General features: G+C 72.0%; 15 protein-coding genes. 8 read left to right on the plus strand and 7 right to left on the minus strand.

All coding sequences use genetic code 11. The features are described from left to right. Positions 1 to 2 precede the first annotated feature (2 nt). Together HWD93_RS19420 and HWD93_RS03365 are read right to left on the minus strand one after the other, a co-directional pair. Entirely contained in the window at positions 3 to 656 is a 654-nt protein-coding gene (locus HWD93_RS19420; RefSeq protein WP_071296426.1) for a FadR/GntR family transcriptional regulator, read from the minus strand. Further along, positions 653 to 1375, minus strand: coding sequence for an SDR family oxidoreductase (locus HWD93_RS03365; RefSeq protein WP_261646032.1), 723 nt, complete (start codon positions 1373 to 1375; stop codon positions 653 to 655). Before HWD93_RS03365 ends, HWD93_RS19420 begins: the two co-directional genes overlap by 4 nt. A 61-nt stretch (positions 1376 to 1436) precedes the next feature. Here HWD93_RS03365 and HWD93_RS03370 point away from each other — a divergent pair, with 61 nt between their 5' ends. Then, on the plus strand, positions 1437 to 2249 hold the full coding sequence (locus tag HWD93_RS03370) for an SDR family NAD(P)-dependent oxidoreductase (protein WP_261646033.1): 813 nt from the start codon (positions 1437 to 1439) through the stop codon (positions 2247 to 2249). A 28-nt stretch (positions 2250 to 2277) separates the two neighbouring features. On the opposite strand, the gene HWD93_RS03375 is transcribed toward HWD93_RS03370, so the two are convergent. The 5 genes from HWD93_RS03375 to HWD93_RS03395 all read right to left on the minus strand — a co-directional run bounded on the left by HWD93_RS03375 (position 2278) and on the right by HWD93_RS03395 (position 5670). Next, the gene (locus HWD93_RS03375; protein ID WP_139199417.1) at positions 2278 to 2988 is read right to left on the minus strand and encodes a sugar phosphate nucleotidyltransferase; all 711 of its coding nucleotides are present in this window, start codon (positions 2986 to 2988) and stop codon (positions 2278 to 2280) included. Beyond that, positions 2961 to 4001 carry a D-alpha-D-heptose-7-phosphate kinase gene (locus tag HWD93_RS03380; protein ID WP_071296430.1) on the minus strand — a complete coding sequence of 347 codons (1041 nt, stop codon included), beginning with the start codon at positions 3999 to 4001 and terminating at the stop codon, positions 2961 to 2963. The genes HWD93_RS03375 and HWD93_RS03380 overlap by 28 nt, the downstream gene beginning before the upstream one ends. Before the next feature lie 24 nt (positions 4002 to 4025). After that, positions 4026 to 4544 (minus strand): HAD-IIIA family hydrolase, encoded by a 519-nt coding sequence (locus tag HWD93_RS03385; protein ID WP_071296431.1) that lies wholly within the window; start codon positions 4542 to 4544, stop codon positions 4026 to 4028. Continuing rightward, entirely contained in the window at positions 4519 to 5154 is a 636-nt protein-coding gene (locus tag HWD93_RS03390; protein WP_083403493.1) for an SIS domain-containing protein, read from the minus strand. Before HWD93_RS03390 ends, HWD93_RS03385 begins: the two co-directional genes overlap by 26 nt. Positions 5155 to 5253: 99 nt before the next feature. Next, positions 5254 to 5670: a MarR family winged helix-turn-helix transcriptional regulator gene (locus HWD93_RS03395; protein ID WP_070417255.1), complete on the minus strand. Its 417-nt coding sequence runs from the start codon at positions 5668 to 5670 to the stop codon at positions 5254 to 5256. Positions 5671 to 5743: 73 nt separating this feature from the next. Here HWD93_RS03395 and HWD93_RS03400 point away from each other — a divergent pair, with 73 nt between their 5' ends. From HWD93_RS03400 to mnhG, 7 genes are all read left to right on the plus strand, one after another. Next, positions 5744 to 6688 carry a zinc-binding alcohol dehydrogenase family protein gene (locus HWD93_RS03400; protein ID WP_261646034.1) on the plus strand — a complete coding sequence of 315 codons (945 nt, stop codon included), beginning with the start codon at positions 5744 to 5746 and terminating at the stop codon, positions 6686 to 6688. 109 nt (positions 6689 to 6797) lie between these two features. Then, positions 6798 to 9686, plus strand: coding sequence for a Na+/H+ antiporter subunit A (locus HWD93_RS03405; protein WP_261646035.1), 2889 nt, complete (start codon positions 6798 to 6800; stop codon positions 9684 to 9686). Beyond that, positions 9683 to 10093 (plus strand): Na(+)/H(+) antiporter subunit C, encoded by a 411-nt coding sequence (locus tag HWD93_RS03410; protein ID WP_022907807.1) that lies wholly within the window; start codon positions 9683 to 9685, stop codon positions 10091 to 10093. Before HWD93_RS03405 ends, HWD93_RS03410 begins: the two co-directional genes overlap by 4 nt. After that, entirely contained in the window at positions 10090 to 11790 is a 1701-nt protein-coding gene (locus HWD93_RS03415) for a Na+/H+ antiporter subunit D (protein ID WP_070417258.1), read from the plus strand. The genes HWD93_RS03410 and HWD93_RS03415 overlap by 4 nt, the downstream gene beginning before the upstream one ends. Next, a complete protein-coding gene (locus HWD93_RS03420; RefSeq protein WP_070417259.1) occupies positions 11787 to 12374 on the plus strand; it encodes a Na+/H+ antiporter subunit E in 588 nt (195 codons plus the stop codon). Before HWD93_RS03415 ends, HWD93_RS03420 begins: the two co-directional genes overlap by 4 nt. After that, positions 12371 to 12715, plus strand: a complete 345-nt coding sequence (locus HWD93_RS03425; RefSeq protein WP_070417260.1) for a hypothetical protein — start codon at positions 12371 to 12373, stop codon at positions 12713 to 12715. Before HWD93_RS03420 ends, HWD93_RS03425 begins: the two co-directional genes overlap by 4 nt. Next, positions 12712 to 13068, plus strand: coding sequence for a monovalent cation/H(+) antiporter subunit G (gene mnhG / locus HWD93_RS03430; RefSeq protein ID WP_261646036.1), 357 nt, complete (start codon positions 12712 to 12714; stop codon positions 13066 to 13068). Before HWD93_RS03425 ends, mnhG begins: the two co-directional genes overlap by 4 nt. Positions 13069 to 13114 lie beyond the last annotated feature (46 nt).

Consider the following 13114-nt stretch of genomic DNA (forward strand, 5'->3'; position numbering starts at 1 on the left):
GCTCACGCTCGGTCGACGATCTGTTGCATGGCGCGAGACGCACCGCTCTCGTCGCCGCTTGCGACCGCGCGCGCGACGGCCGCGTGGAGGCCCACGTCGTGCGCGTCGGGGCGGATGCCCGCACGTTCGTCGAGTGCGCGCGCGACCACGCGGTGCAGCCGTCCGTACATCGCGTTCCCGGACAGCTCCAGCACCAGTCGGTGGACCTCGCGGTCTGCCTGGAGGAACGTGGCCGCGTCGTCCGGACCCGTGGCGGCGGCGAGGCGGTCGGCGGCGGCGAGCAGCGCCTCCAGGTCGGCACGGTGCGACGCGTCGGACGCGCGCCCGGCGGCTGCCGCAGCGGCCACCGGCTCGACCGCGCGGCGCAGCGCGCGCAACTCCCCGAGGACGACCCCACGCTCCGGACCGGCGAGCCGCCAGCCGATGACGCGCGGGTCGAGGACGTCCCACTCCGACGCGGGCAGGACCCGGAGCCCGACGCGACGACCGGCGCTGAGGAGGCCGAGACCGACGAGGACGCGGACGGTCTCGCGGACGATGCTGCGGCTCGAGCCCGTGCGGGTGACGAACCCGTCGATGCTGTCGCGGTGCCCCGTCGGCAGCGATCCGTCGACGATCGCGGCGCCGAGCCCGTCGAGCACCCGGTCGAAGATCACCGCTGGGAGACCGGGCTGACCACGAGCTCGTCGACGCGCATGTACGACGGGGCCTCGAGCACGAACGAGACCGAGCGGGCGATGTCCTCCGGCTGGAGCATGACCGCGCGTGCGGCCGCGTCCGGCACCGAGGGGCGCTGGTCGAGGAAGTCGGTGGCGACGTCACCCGGGCACAGGTGGGTCGCTCGGACGCCGTGCCCTGCCTCCTGCTGGTTGAGCGTCCGGACGACGGAGCCGAGCGCGGTCTTCGACGCCGAGTAGGCGACCCCGGCCCCGGGTTGGAACGACCAGCCCGCGTACGAGGACACGACCACGACGATCCCGCCGGACTCGCGCAGCGCGGGCAGCGCCGCGTCGACGACCGTGACGACGGCGGTGAGGTTGGTGTCGACGATGGCGCGGAAGTCCGGCAGCGACTGGTCGTCCCACCGACGCGCCGGCCTGTTGAGCCCGGCGGCGAGGACGAGTCCGTCGAGCCGCCCGTACTGCGCGAGCAGGGTGTCGCGGGCAGCGGTGACGGCCTCCGGATCGTTCGCGTCGAGGGGCAGCACGTCCGCCGTCCCGCCGTCGTCGCGGATCGCGGTCGCGACCGCGGCGAGCCGGTCCGCCCGGCGTCCGCTGAGCACCACCGTCCAGCCGTCGCGGGCGGCCGCACGAGCGCTCGCCGCTCCCATGCCGCTGCCGCCGCCGGTGATCCAGAGCACGCGTGCGTCGTTCATGGGGGAATAGTATGCCTATTGCTGCGACCGGACCACGGCCGCACCGACGACGGGAGCGACGATGCACCTCGACCTGACCGACCGCGTGGTCGTCGTGACCGGAGCCGCGCGCGGCATCGGTGCCACGATCGCCGCGCGGTTCCACGCGGAGGGGTGCCGGGTCGTCGCGCTCGACCTGGCGTTCGACGAACCCGCTGCCGCGGACGCGCCCGCCGCCGGGGACGGGGCCGGGGACGGGGCCGCCGCCGGCGCCGCGCTGCCGGTCGACCGGGTGCGCTGCAACGTCGCCGACCCCGACTCCGTCCGCGCCGCCGTGGACGAGGTCGTCGCCCGGCACGGCACGATCGACGTGCTCGTGAACAACGCCGGCATCAACGTCGAGGGAGTGGTCGCCGACCTGCAGTGGGACGACTGGCGCCGATGCATGGACGTGAACCTCGGCGGGACCTTCCTGATGAGCCAGGCCGTGGCACCCGTGATGCAGGCCGCCGGGCGCGGACGGATCATCAACGCGGCGTCGTTCGCGGCGATCGTGCCGAGCGTCGGGAGCGCTGCCTACGCGGCGTCGAAGTCGGCCGTCGTGGCGTTCACCCGCGTACTCGCGTCGGAGCTCGGCCCGTGGGACATCACCGTGAACGCGTACGCCCCGGGGATGGTGCCGACGGCGATGAACGGCTTCGCGACGATGCCCGCCGAGGCCCAGGACCGCCTGCTCGACACCCTGTCGCTCCGTCGGTGGGAGACGGCCGACGACGTGGCCGACCTGCTCGTGTTCGTGGCGAGCGACGCCGCCGGGTACGTCACGGGGACGCTGCTGGACGTGTCCGGCGGCAAGTTGGCGACCCAGATCCCGGCGCGGGCGCACGGGCGCTGAGGGCGCTGTCCCACGGCCCGTTCGTCCGTCAGCGCTCGCGGAACCAGGCGTCGGCCGCGCGCAGGTCGTCCGGGACCCCGATGTCGAAGAAGGTCGCACCCCCGACGACGAAGGGCGGCCGGAGTTCCGGGATCCTGACCTCCATCACGTCGCGCTCGAACGAGACGAACGGGTCGGCCGGGAACGTCTCGACGAACCGCTTGCGCATGCCGTAGACACCCGCGTTGATCCGCCCCCGCCCCGTCGATCCCTTCTCGCGGAGCGCCACGACGCGCGCGCCGTCCGTGTCGACCCCGCCGAAACGCCCGACGTCGGGGACGGTGGCGAGGGTCATCGCGAAGTCGGCGTCGTCAAGGGCGGCGACGAGCATCGGGAGTTCGGCGGCGCCGTACGTGTCGCCGTTCATCACGACGAAGCGATCGCGGAGCAGGGGGAGGGCGTCCCGGACCGCTCCGCCGGTCCCCCGAGGGCCGGTCTCCGTCGAGTACCGGACCGGGACGCCGGCGAACGCGGAGCCGAAGTGGTCACGGATGACGTCCGCGTGGTGCCCGACGAGCAGGACGAACTCGGTCGCGCCCGCTCGCGCACAGTCCTCGAGCAGCCACTCGAGGAACGGCCGACCGGCAACGGTCGCCATCGGTTTCGGGGTGCTGTCCGGGATCACTCCGCGGAGCCGGGTCCCGAGGCCCCCGGCGAGCACCACCACCTGCATCAGCGCACCGCCTTCGTGACGGGCCACGACTCGACGCCGTGGTGTGTCACGTGGGCTCCCGTCACGGTGCCGCCGCACTCTGATTCGAGCGCACGAGCCACCTCGAGCCGGCGTTCCGGATCGACGACGAGCATCATGAAGCCACCTCCTCCGGCTCCCGAGACCTTGCCGGCGATCATCCCGTGCCGTGAGGCGACCTCGTGGGCTCGCTCGATGGCGGCGTTGCTGATGCTCGCCGCCGTCCGCTTCTTCGCGAGCCAGCCGTCGTTCAGGCTCGCGGCGAACTCCGGGACATCGCCGACGAGGAGCGCGTTCTTCATCCGCTCAGCCTCGGCCCGGACGGTGTGGGTCGCGGCGAGGGCGTCTTCGCGACCGGCGACGACGTTCCCCTGCTGTTGCTCGATGACCACGGCGGAGTCTCGGGACACTCCACCGAAGTACAGAAGGAGCGACGCCTCGAGCTCCGCGTGCACCTCACGCGGGATCCGCAAGGGGTTCACCACGACGCGCTCACGGTCGGCCTCCATGTAGTTGAAACCGCCGAACACTGCGCTGTACTGGTCTTGCCAACCGCCGGCGAGCCCCAGGTCCACGCGCTCGATCTCCCAGGCCGTGCGGGCGAGTTCGTACTGGCCGAGGCTCACGCCGAGGAACTCTGCCATCGCCTGCACCATCGCGACGACGAGCGCCGAGGACGACCCGAGCCCGGACCCCGGTGGCGCATCGACCTCGGTGGCGAGGCGAAGCGCGACGTCGTGGCCGCCGTTGTGGTCGCGGACCATGCGGCGGTACACGGCGACGTGGAGCCCGAAGTCGGAGAGCAGCGCGTCGAGGTCCGCGTGCGCGGCACGGCCGGTGCACTGTCGATCCGGCGAGTGGAACTCGACACCGGACGCTGCCGGGGAGACCGTCGCGTAGGCGTAGCGGTCGATGGTGACGCTGAGGACACGCCCGCCGAAGTCCTCGGAGTAGGGCGACACATCGGTGCCGCCACCGCCGAGACCGAGGCGGAGGGGTGCGCGACTGCGGATGGTGTGCATGGCTGGTCTCCGTTCGGGCGGGTGTCAGGCGATCGACGCGGCGAACGCGGCGAGGGAGGGGAAGGACTGGTCTGCCATGGGGTCCCCGACCCCGATGCGGACGGTGCGGCACCCGCCGGTATGGTGTGCGAGGGCTCGTCCCATCGCGATGTCGGAGTCGGAGTCACCGACCATGGTCGACCGGCTGGGGTCCACCTCAGGGTGGTCGGCGAGCCAGCCGAGCGGCATCCCGGGGAGCGGCTTGCGGCACCGGCAGGTACCGGCGAGGTGCGGGCAGACGAGCACGTCGTCGATGCGCCCACCCGCGGCGGCGACCCGAGCGGTCATCTCGGCATGCACCTCGTCGACGGCACGGGCCGACATGATCCCGCGCCCGACGCCCTGCTGGTTCGTGACGATGACGATCCGAGGTGCCCAGGACGCGAGGGACACGAGCGCGTCGAGCGCCCCCGGGAGGAACTCGAACTCCTCGACGCTCCGGACGTAGTCACCGGCGATCCGCCGGTTGACCACGCCGTCACGGTCGAGGAAGAGCGGCCACATCGGCGGACTCGAAGGCGCAGGGGCGCTCGGCGGGGAGCTTGTACTCGTCGGCGAAGAGCACGTGCTCGACACGCTCCGAGATCGCGTGGACGAAGACGATGTGCGACTCCTGGATCCGGCCGGTCTCGTTCGACGGGATGCGGAGCGCGATGTCGGCCAGGGCTGCGAGTGCGCCGCCACCGGCACCGGTCATGGCGACGACGGAGACCCCGTGGACCCGTGCGGCCTCGGCTGCGCGGACGATGCTCGCGGAGTCACCCGAGGTGCTGATGGCCACCAGCAGGTCGCCTCGACGTGCGGAGCCGGTCAGCGCCCGGGCGAAGACGCTCTCGTAGTCGTAGTCGTTGGCGACCGCGGTCATGTGAGAGGCGTTGCCGTGCAGCGCTTCGGCTGCGAGGGGCGGTCGGTCGAAGATGAAGTGACCGCTCAGTTCGGCCGCGAAGTGCTGCGCGTCGGCGGCGCTGCCACCGTTGCCACAGAAGTAGACGCGGCCGCCGCTGCGGTAGGTGGCGATCATGGCGTCCGCCACTGCATCGGCCGCGTCGAGCAGCGTTCGATCCTGGAGCACTCGCTCCTTCACTGCGATGGTGTCGCGGAAGATTCGTTCCATGCTGCGCATCGGGCTGCCTCTCGTTCGCGCACCGGAGGTGGGTGCGGAACCATGCTACCTTGTCGAAATATCACACGCAAGCATTTCATATTCGAAGACTCAGCGCAGCATCCGCTCCAGCAACGCCCGCAGCGCGCCCCGCTCCCCCACGGACAACCGGGTGGTCAGGGGCAGCAGCGACTCCCGGATCGCCGCCTCGAGCGATCGGGCGACGTCGAGCCCGGCATCGGTGATGACGACGTCCACCGCCCGGGCGTCCTCCGCGTTCGGCACCCGCCCGAGCAGCCCCTTGGCCGACGCGCGCGCCACCAGCCCGGTCATCGTCGACTTCTCGAGGCCGAGGTACTGCGCCAGGTCGCCGATCCGCATCCGTCGGTCACGCAGGATCGCGAGCACGCGCAGCTGCGTCAGCGACAGCCCGGCATCCGCCGCGATGCCGGTCAGGGCACCCATCGTCCGGAACGCACTCTCGCCGAGGGCGTCGACGAGCCGCTCGTCCTCCGTCATCTCCTGCATGCCGTCAGCCTACTTGACTCACTTCGTGTTACGAACTACTTTGTTCGTAACGCGAACCTTTCAGGAGGCAGTCATGCACGCAGCCGTCGTCACCGAGTTCGGCCGGTCCCCGGTCTGGCAGGAGTTCACCGACCCCGTCCCCACCGCCGACGAGGTGGTCGTCGACGTCGTCGCCGCCGGTCTCCACCCACGGGTGCGGTCCCAGGCCGACGGCTCGCACTACACGAGCGAGGGGGCGCTCCCGCTCGTCCCGGGCGTCGACGCGGTCGGGCGGTTCCCGGACGGGACGCTCCGCTACTTCGCCGTCGCGAGCGACACCCGCGGCACGATGGCCGAACGGGTCGCCGTGGACCCGCGGGCGAGCGTCGTCCTGCCCGAGGGTGCCGACCCGGTGGCGGTCGCCGCCGGCGCGAACCCCGTGATGTCCTCGTGGGTCGCGCTCCGACGGCGGATCGACTTCGCGCCCGGCAGCCGTGTCCTCGTGCTCGGCGCGACGGGTGCCTCCGGCTCCGCGGCGGTGCAGGTCGCGAAGCACCTCGGCGCCGAGCACGTCGTCGCGAGCGGACGGGACGCGGCACGACTCGGAGCGCTGCCGGCACTCGGCGCGGACGTCGTGGTCCCGCTCGACGACGTCGACGCGGTGGGTGCGGCCGCCGCGGACGTCGACGTCGTGATCGACTACGTGTGGGGCCAGCCCGCCGCGGACGTCATGCGCGCACTCGTCACGGCGCGGCAGGAGCGCGGACGCCGGCTCGACTGGGTGGCGATCGGCTCCACGGCGGGCCAGGAGGCGCGGATCCCCTCCGCAGCGCTCCGTGCGTCCGGCCTGACCATCGTCGGGAGCGGCCAGGGTTCCGTCGGTCGGGCGGCGTTCGTCGCGGAGCTCCCGGGGATCGTGGCGGCGATCGCCGACGGGACCATCCGGGTGGACGCGACGGCGGTGCGCATGGCGGAGGTCGAGGCGGCCTGGGCCGGACAGGTCGGTGCTTCGACGGGCAGAGTGGTGCTGGAAGCCTGATCCTCGATCGGCCTCCCTGTCCGCCCACTCAGGAACTCCACATCCCCTTCTCCGTAGGCTGTGAGGGCCCAGTGAGCCGGACTGCAGCCCGACCCCGAGGAGGTGCCCGATGGTCATCGTCCTCGTCGCGTTCGCGATCGTCGCCCTGATCGTCCCCGCCCTGACCCCCGTCCTCGGCCGCCGCGTCTTCACCGTGGCGGCCCTCGCACCGGCAGCAGCCGCGGTCCTCACCGTCACGCAGACCGGTCCGGCGTTGCACGGCGCGGTCACGGAACGGTTCCAGTGGGTGCCGCAGCTCGACCTCGCGATCGCCCTGCGGATGGACGCCCTCTCGTGGGTCCTCGCCCTCGTGGTGAGCGTGGTCGGTGCCCTCGTGCTCGTGTACTGCGCCACGTACTTCGGGCCGGACGAACCCGGACTCGGTCGGTTCGCCGGGGTCCTCACCGCCTTCGCCGGGTCGATGTACGGGCTCGTGGTCGCCGACGACGTCATCGTGCTGTTCGTCCTCTGGGAAGCGACGACGGTCTTCTCCTACCTGCTGATCGGCCACGACTCGGTGAAGCGTGCCAGTCGCGCGGCGGCGATGCAGGCGCTCGTGGTCACCACTGCCGGCGGTCTGGCGATGCTCGCCGGTCTCGTGGTGCTGTCGGTGACCGCCGGGACGACGTCGCTCTCCGGGATCGTCGCCGATCCGCCCTCGGGGACCGTCGTTTCCGTGTCGGTCGTGCTCGTCCTGCTCGGCGCGCTGACGAAGTCCGCCATCGTGCCGTTCCACTTCTGGCTCCCCGCCGCGATGGCCGCCCCGACCCCGGTCAGCGCGTACCTGCACGCCGCGGCGATGGTCAAGGCCGGCATCTACCTCGTCGCCCGGCTCGCCCCCGCGTTCGCGCTCCTCGGCGGGTGGCGCGAGACCATCACCGTGCTCGGGGTGCTCGGCATGCTCATCGGTGGGTACCGTGCGCTCCGGCAGACCGACATCAAGCTCCTGCTCGCCTACGGCACGGTCGCCCAGCTCGGGTTCCTCGTGCTCGCGGCCGGGTGGGGTGCGCCCGAGGTCGCCCTCGGCGGGGTGGCGCTGCTGGTGGCCCACGCGGCGTTCAAGTCGACCCTGTTCCTCGTCGTCGGGGCGATCGACCACGTCACGGGCACCCGCGACCTCGCGCGCCTGAGCGGCCTCGGACGCCGGATGCCCTGGCTGACCGTCGTGGCCGTCCTCGCACTGCTGTCGATGGCGGGCATCCCGCCGACGATCGGCTTCGTCGCGAAGGAGGCCGTGCTCACCGGCTTCATCGACTCGCTGCACGGCCCCGACGCCGGGTGGGCCTGGTTCGCGCTCGTCGGCGTGACGATCGGCTCGGTGCTCACCGTGGCCTACTCGCTGCGGTTCCTGTGGGGCGCCTTCGCCCGGAAGCCCGGCGTGCCCGACACCGAACCGCACGGCCTGCACGGCCTCGGCGTCGTCCCGTCGGTCCTCGCGCTCACGGGTCTCGCGCTCGGCCTCGCGACGCCCCTCGTGGCGCACGGCATCGAGCCGGCCGCGCACGCCGCCGCCCTCCCCGGCGAGGTCCCGCACCTCGCGCTCTGGCATGGTCTCGAGCCGGCGCTCGGCCTCTCCGCGGTGACGCTCGTCGGCGGTCTCGCGCTGTTCGCCCTGCGCCGCCCGGTCGAGGCGCTCCAGCACCGCCTCGCGGGTTCCCCCAGCGCGTCGAGCATCTACCGACACCTCATGCGCGGGCTCGACCGGGTGGCCACGGGCCTCACCGCCGGGGTCCAGCGCGGTTCGCTCCCCTACTACCTGACCGTCATCCTGTCGGTGTTCGTCGCCGGGGCGCTCGTCAACCTGGTCATCGGCGGACCGTGGGCGTTCCACGTCCGGTTCGCCGATTCGTGGGGACAGATCCCCGTCGTCCTCGTCATGTCGATCGCCGCGATCGCCGTCCTCACCGCCAAGACCCGGTTCGCCGCGGCGGTGCTGGTCGGCGTGACCGGGTACGGCATGTCCGTCCTGTTCGTGCTGCACGGAGCGGTCGACCTCGCCCTGACCCAGCTCGTGGTCGAGACGGTGACGCTCATCGCGTTCGTGCTCGTGCTGCGCCGGCTCCCCCCGCGGATCGCCACCGCGAACCCGTCCCGCTTCCGGGTCGTGCGGGCGCTCTTCGCGGGCCTCGCCGGGCTGACCCTCGCGATCGTGGTCGTCGTCGCCGCATCGGCACGGACGGCCGAGCCGCTCTGGCCGGACCTGCCGGCGTTGACGAGCTCGTTCGGGCACGGCCTGAACGTCGTGAACGTGGCCCTCGTCGACCTCCGAGGCTGGGACACCCTCGGCGAGCTGACCGTCGTGGTCGCCGCCGCGACGGGCGTCGCGAGCCTGATCTTCGTGAACTCCCGCGAGGACACGCTTCCCCGCCTCCGCGACCTGCCGGCTCGTCTGACCGCCGACCGCGACGAGCGCACGGACGGCGAGCCCCGCGCCTGGCTGCCGACGAGCGCCGCGATCCCGACCGGCCGTTCGGCGCTGCTCGACGTCGTCGTCCGCCTGCTGTTCCACGGCCTGATCGTCCTGTCGGTCTACCTGCTCTTCGCCGGGCACAACGCGGCGGGCGGCGGGTTCGCCGGTGGTCTCGTCGCGGGCATCGCCCTCGCGGCCCGGTACCTCGCGGGTGGCCCGGCCGAGCTCGGCGCCGCAGCCCCGGTCCGGGCCGGACGCCTGCTCGGGCTCGGCGTCGCCACGGCCGCGATCACCGCCCTCGTGCCGATGTTCTTCGGCAGGGAAGCCCTGTACTCCGAGTTCTTCGAGGCCACCGTCCCGGTGCTCGGCCACGTCGAGTTCGTCACCGCCACGTTCTTCGACATCGGCGTGTACCTCGTGGTCGTCGGCCTCGTGCTCGACGTCCTCCGCAGCCTCGGCGCCGAGGTCGACCGGCAGCGACTCGAGGACGCCTCGACGCCCGTGCAGGACATGACCGAAGCCCCCACCCCGGAAGGGAGCGCCACGTGACCGTCACCCTCGTGCTCGTCATCGCGATGGCGGTGCTGTTCTCCTGCGGGGTCTACCTGCTCCTCGAACGCTCGCTGACCCGGATGCTGCTCGGCTTCCTCCTGCTCGGCAACGCCCTCAACCTGCTGCTCCTCGTGATGTCCGGTGCTGCCGGCAACCCGCCGATCGGCAAGAGCTCCGAGGGCATCACGGACCCGCTCCCCCAGGCGTTCGCCCTGACCGCGATCGTCATCACCTTCGCCGTGAGCGCGTTCCTGTTGGCCCTCATCCACCGCTCGTGGAAGCTCTCCCGCGCCGACGAGGTCGAGGTCGACGAGGCCGACGTCGCGATCGGTCGGGAACGCGACGAACCCGCCGACGAAGACCCCGAGACCACCACCGACGCAGAACAGGAGGCGACCCGATGACCTGGCTCGTCCCGCTCCTCGTCCTCGTCCCGCTGCTCGGCGCCGCGGTCGCGCTCGGACTCCTCAACCACCAGAAACTGCAGCGCGCGATCACCGTCGTGGTGCTCGTCGTCGCCCTGGCCGTCGCCGCGACCCTCATGGTGCTCGTCGACCAGCACGGCACGATCGTGGTGCAGGTCGGCGGGTGGGACGCGCCGTACGGCATCTCGCTCGTGGTCGACCGGCTGAGCGCGCTGCTCCTCACCGTGAGCGCGAGCGTGCTCCTCGTCGTCCTGCTGTTCTCGATCGGCCAGGGGCTCGCGGCCGACGACGGCGAGGCGCCGGTCACGATCTTCTACCCGACGTACCTCGTGCTCGCCGCCGGCGTGCTCGACTCCTTCATCGCCGGGGACCTCTTCAACCTGTACGTCGCGTTCGAGATGCTGCTGGTGGCGAGCTACGTGCTCATCACCCTCGGCGGCAGCGAGCAGCGCGTGCGGGCGGGCACCACCTACATCGTCACGAGCCTCATCGCGTCGGCGATCTTCCTCGCGGCGATCGGCCTCGTGTACGGCGCCACCGGCACGGTCAACATCGCCCAGATCAGCGAGCGGATGGCTGCCCTGCCCGAGCACGTGCAGCTGCTCCTCCACACGATGCTGCTCATCGGGTTCGGCATCAAGGCCGCCGTGTTCCCGCTGGCGTTCTGGCTGCCGGACTCCTACCCGACCGCGCCGGCCCCGGTGACGGCGGTGTTCGCGGGCCTGCTCACGAAGGTCGGCATCTACGCGATCATCCGGCTCGAGACGATCATCTTCCCGAGACCGCAGCTCAACACCGTGCTCCTCATCGTGGCGATCCTGACGATGGTGGTGGGCGTGCTCGGTGCGGTGTCGCAGACCGACGTGAAACGACTGCTGTCCTTCACGCTCATCAGCCACATCGGGTTCATGGTGATGGGCGTCGGCCTCGGTTCGGTCGCCGGGACGGCCGCCGCGGTGTTCTACACGGTCCACCACATCGTCGTGCAGACGACGCTCTTCCTGGTCTCCGGGCTGATGGAACGCGTCGGCGGCACGACCTCGACCCGATCGCTCGGCGGGCTGCTCAAGGCCGCCCCGCTGCTCGCCGCGCTCTACCTCGTGCCGGCGTTCAACCTCGGTGGCATCCCGCCGTTCTCCGGCTTCATCGGCAAGCTCGGCCTCTTCCGTGCCGCGGCGATCGACGGCTCACCCCTCGCCTACGCGACGATCGCCGCCGGTGTCGTGACGAGCCTCCTGACCCTGTACGCGCTCATGCGCGTCTGGGACGCCGCGTTCTGGCGTCCGAAGCCCGCGGCCGAGGCAGCGGCCCCGCACGCGAGCACCGCAGAGCCGCACGCCCACCTGCGGTCGCCGGAACCGGCGCCGCTGACCGTGTCCGAGGACACGGGCAAGGCGTTCCACCCAGGAGGCTCGGTGACGGTCACCGACGCACCGCACGCGAGTCGCGCCTCCAGTCCGGAGACCGCACCGACGGCCACGCAGGACGGCGTCGGCGAAGCCCCCACGCGCGTGAAGCTGCCGCGCATGCTCGTCGGCGTGACGACCGTGGCCGTCCTCGGGTCGGTCGCCCTGACCGTCGTGGCCGGCCCGCTGTACGGCTACGCGACCCGCGCGGCGGAGTCGCTCGAGTCCCCGGACCGCTACGTGCAGGCCGTGCTCGGGGGGACGCGATGACCGCGGACAGCACCCGTCGGATCACGAACGCGCGGCGCATCGCCGTCGCGTGGCGCTACGACGTCCCGCTCGTCGCCGGGTTGACCGTGCTCTGGGCGCTGCTCTGGGGGTCGTGGACGCCGCTGACCCTGCTGTGCGGGATCGTCGTCGCGCTGCTCGTGACGCAGTTGCTCCCGCTGCCGCCGGTGCCGCTGTCCGCCCGGTTCTCGATCCCGCACGCCGCGTGGTTCCTGGTGGTGTGGTCCGGGCTGGTCGTGCTCGCCTCGTTCCGAGTCGCCTGGGTCGCGCTCCGCCCACGCGGGGTCCGGCGGAGTTCGATCACGCTCGTCCAGCTCCACACCACCTCCGAGATGACGTTCACCCTGGCGACGCTCGCGATCTCCCTCGTGCCGGGGTCCTACGTCGCCGACGTCGACCTGCGACGCCGCCGGCTGCTCCTGCACGTCCTCGACACCGAGCGGGTCGAGCAGGTCGACGCGGCCCGCCGTGAGGCCCTCGGCATCGAGACGCTCGTCATCCGGGCGCTCGGGTCGAAGCAGGACCTCTCCGAACTGTCCGAACCCCTGCCGGAGGTCACGCGATGAGCGCCGCAGTCGTCGTCATGGGCATCGCGATCGCCCTGGTGCTCGCGCTGCTCGGGGCCACCCTCGTGCTCGCCGTCCTCCGCATCGTGCGGGGCCCGACCATCCTCGACCGGATGATCGGCTCGGACATGGTGCTGACGACCGCGCTCGTGGTGATCGGCGCCGCGATGGTGATCCGGCGGGACCTGACCGCCGTGCCCGTCCTCGTGGTGATCGCCGCGACGAGCGTCTTCGCCACGATCGCCGTCGCCCGTGCGGTCACCCCGTCCTCCGATCCGTCCGACGAGGGGCTGACCGTGACCACGCCCGAGCACGCCGACGACCAGGAGCGTCCCCAGTGATCGACATCATCCAGGGGTTCATCGACGGCGCCGGGGTCCGCGCGTGGATCGCCGTCGGGCTGCTGCTCGTCGGGGCGGTGCTGTCGCTCGGCGCCGGCGTCGGGATCGTCCGGTTCCCCGACCCGCTCGTCCGGCTGCACGCGATGGCGAAGCCGCAGGTGCTCGGGCTGGCGTTCGCCCTCGCCGCGATCATGGTCGCCGTGTGGACGTGGACGGCGCTGTGGGTCGTCCTGCCGATCATGGTGTTCCAGCTGTTCCTCGTGCCGGTGTCGACGCACATGATCGCCCGAGCCGGGCTGCGGGCGGACGACTACCGCCACGAGGACCTGCTGGTCGACGACACGGAGTCGTGACCAGGTGACGGACTGGAGGCGCGGTGCGGGCCCGCGCCGTCCCTCC

This window comes from Curtobacterium sp. C2H10 (assembly GCF_025407985.1).
Lineage (GTDB): Bacteria > Actinomycetota > Actinomycetes > Actinomycetales > Microbacteriaceae > Curtobacterium.

What these genes read in the sequence shown, in the direction of transcription:
- HWD93_RS03365 (WP_261646032.1), bottom strand. Translation starts at nt 1,375, where the DNA reads ATGAACGACGCACGCGTGCTCTGGATCACCGGCGGCGGCAGCGGCATG.
- HWD93_RS03370 (WP_261646033.1), top strand. Translation starts at nt 1,437, where the DNA reads ATGCACCTCGACCTGACCGACCGCGTGGTCGTCGTGACCGGAGCCGCG.
- HWD93_RS03380 (WP_071296430.1), bottom strand. Translation starts at nt 4,001, where the DNA reads ATGCACACCATCCGCAGTCGCGCACCCCTCCGCCTCGGTCTCGGCGGT.
- HWD93_RS03385 (WP_071296431.1), bottom strand. Translation starts at nt 4,544, where the DNA reads ATGTGGCCGCTCTTCCTCGACCGTGACGGCGTGGTCAACCGGCGGATC.
- HWD93_RS03390 (WP_083403493.1), bottom strand. Translation starts at nt 5,154, where the DNA reads ATGGAACGAATCTTCCGCGACACCATCGCAGTGAAGGAGCGAGTGCTC.
- HWD93_RS03395 (WP_070417255.1), bottom strand. Translation starts at nt 5,670, where the DNA reads ATGCAGGAGATGACGGAGGACGAGCGGCTCGTCGACGCCCTCGGCGAG.
- HWD93_RS03400 (WP_261646034.1), top strand. Translation starts at nt 5,744, where the DNA reads ATGCACGCAGCCGTCGTCACCGAGTTCGGCCGGTCCCCGGTCTGGCAG.
- HWD93_RS03405 (WP_261646035.1), top strand. Translation starts at nt 6,798, where the DNA reads ATGGTCATCGTCCTCGTCGCGTTCGCGATCGTCGCCCTGATCGTCCCC.
- HWD93_RS03415 (WP_070417258.1), top strand. Translation starts at nt 10,090, where the DNA reads ATGACCTGGCTCGTCCCGCTCCTCGTCCTCGTCCCGCTGCTCGGCGCC.
- HWD93_RS03420 (WP_070417259.1), top strand. Translation starts at nt 11,787, where the DNA reads ATGACCGCGGACAGCACCCGTCGGATCACGAACGCGCGGCGCATCGCC.
- HWD93_RS03425 (WP_070417260.1), top strand. Translation starts at nt 12,371, where the DNA reads ATGAGCGCCGCAGTCGTCGTCATGGGCATCGCGATCGCCCTGGTGCTC.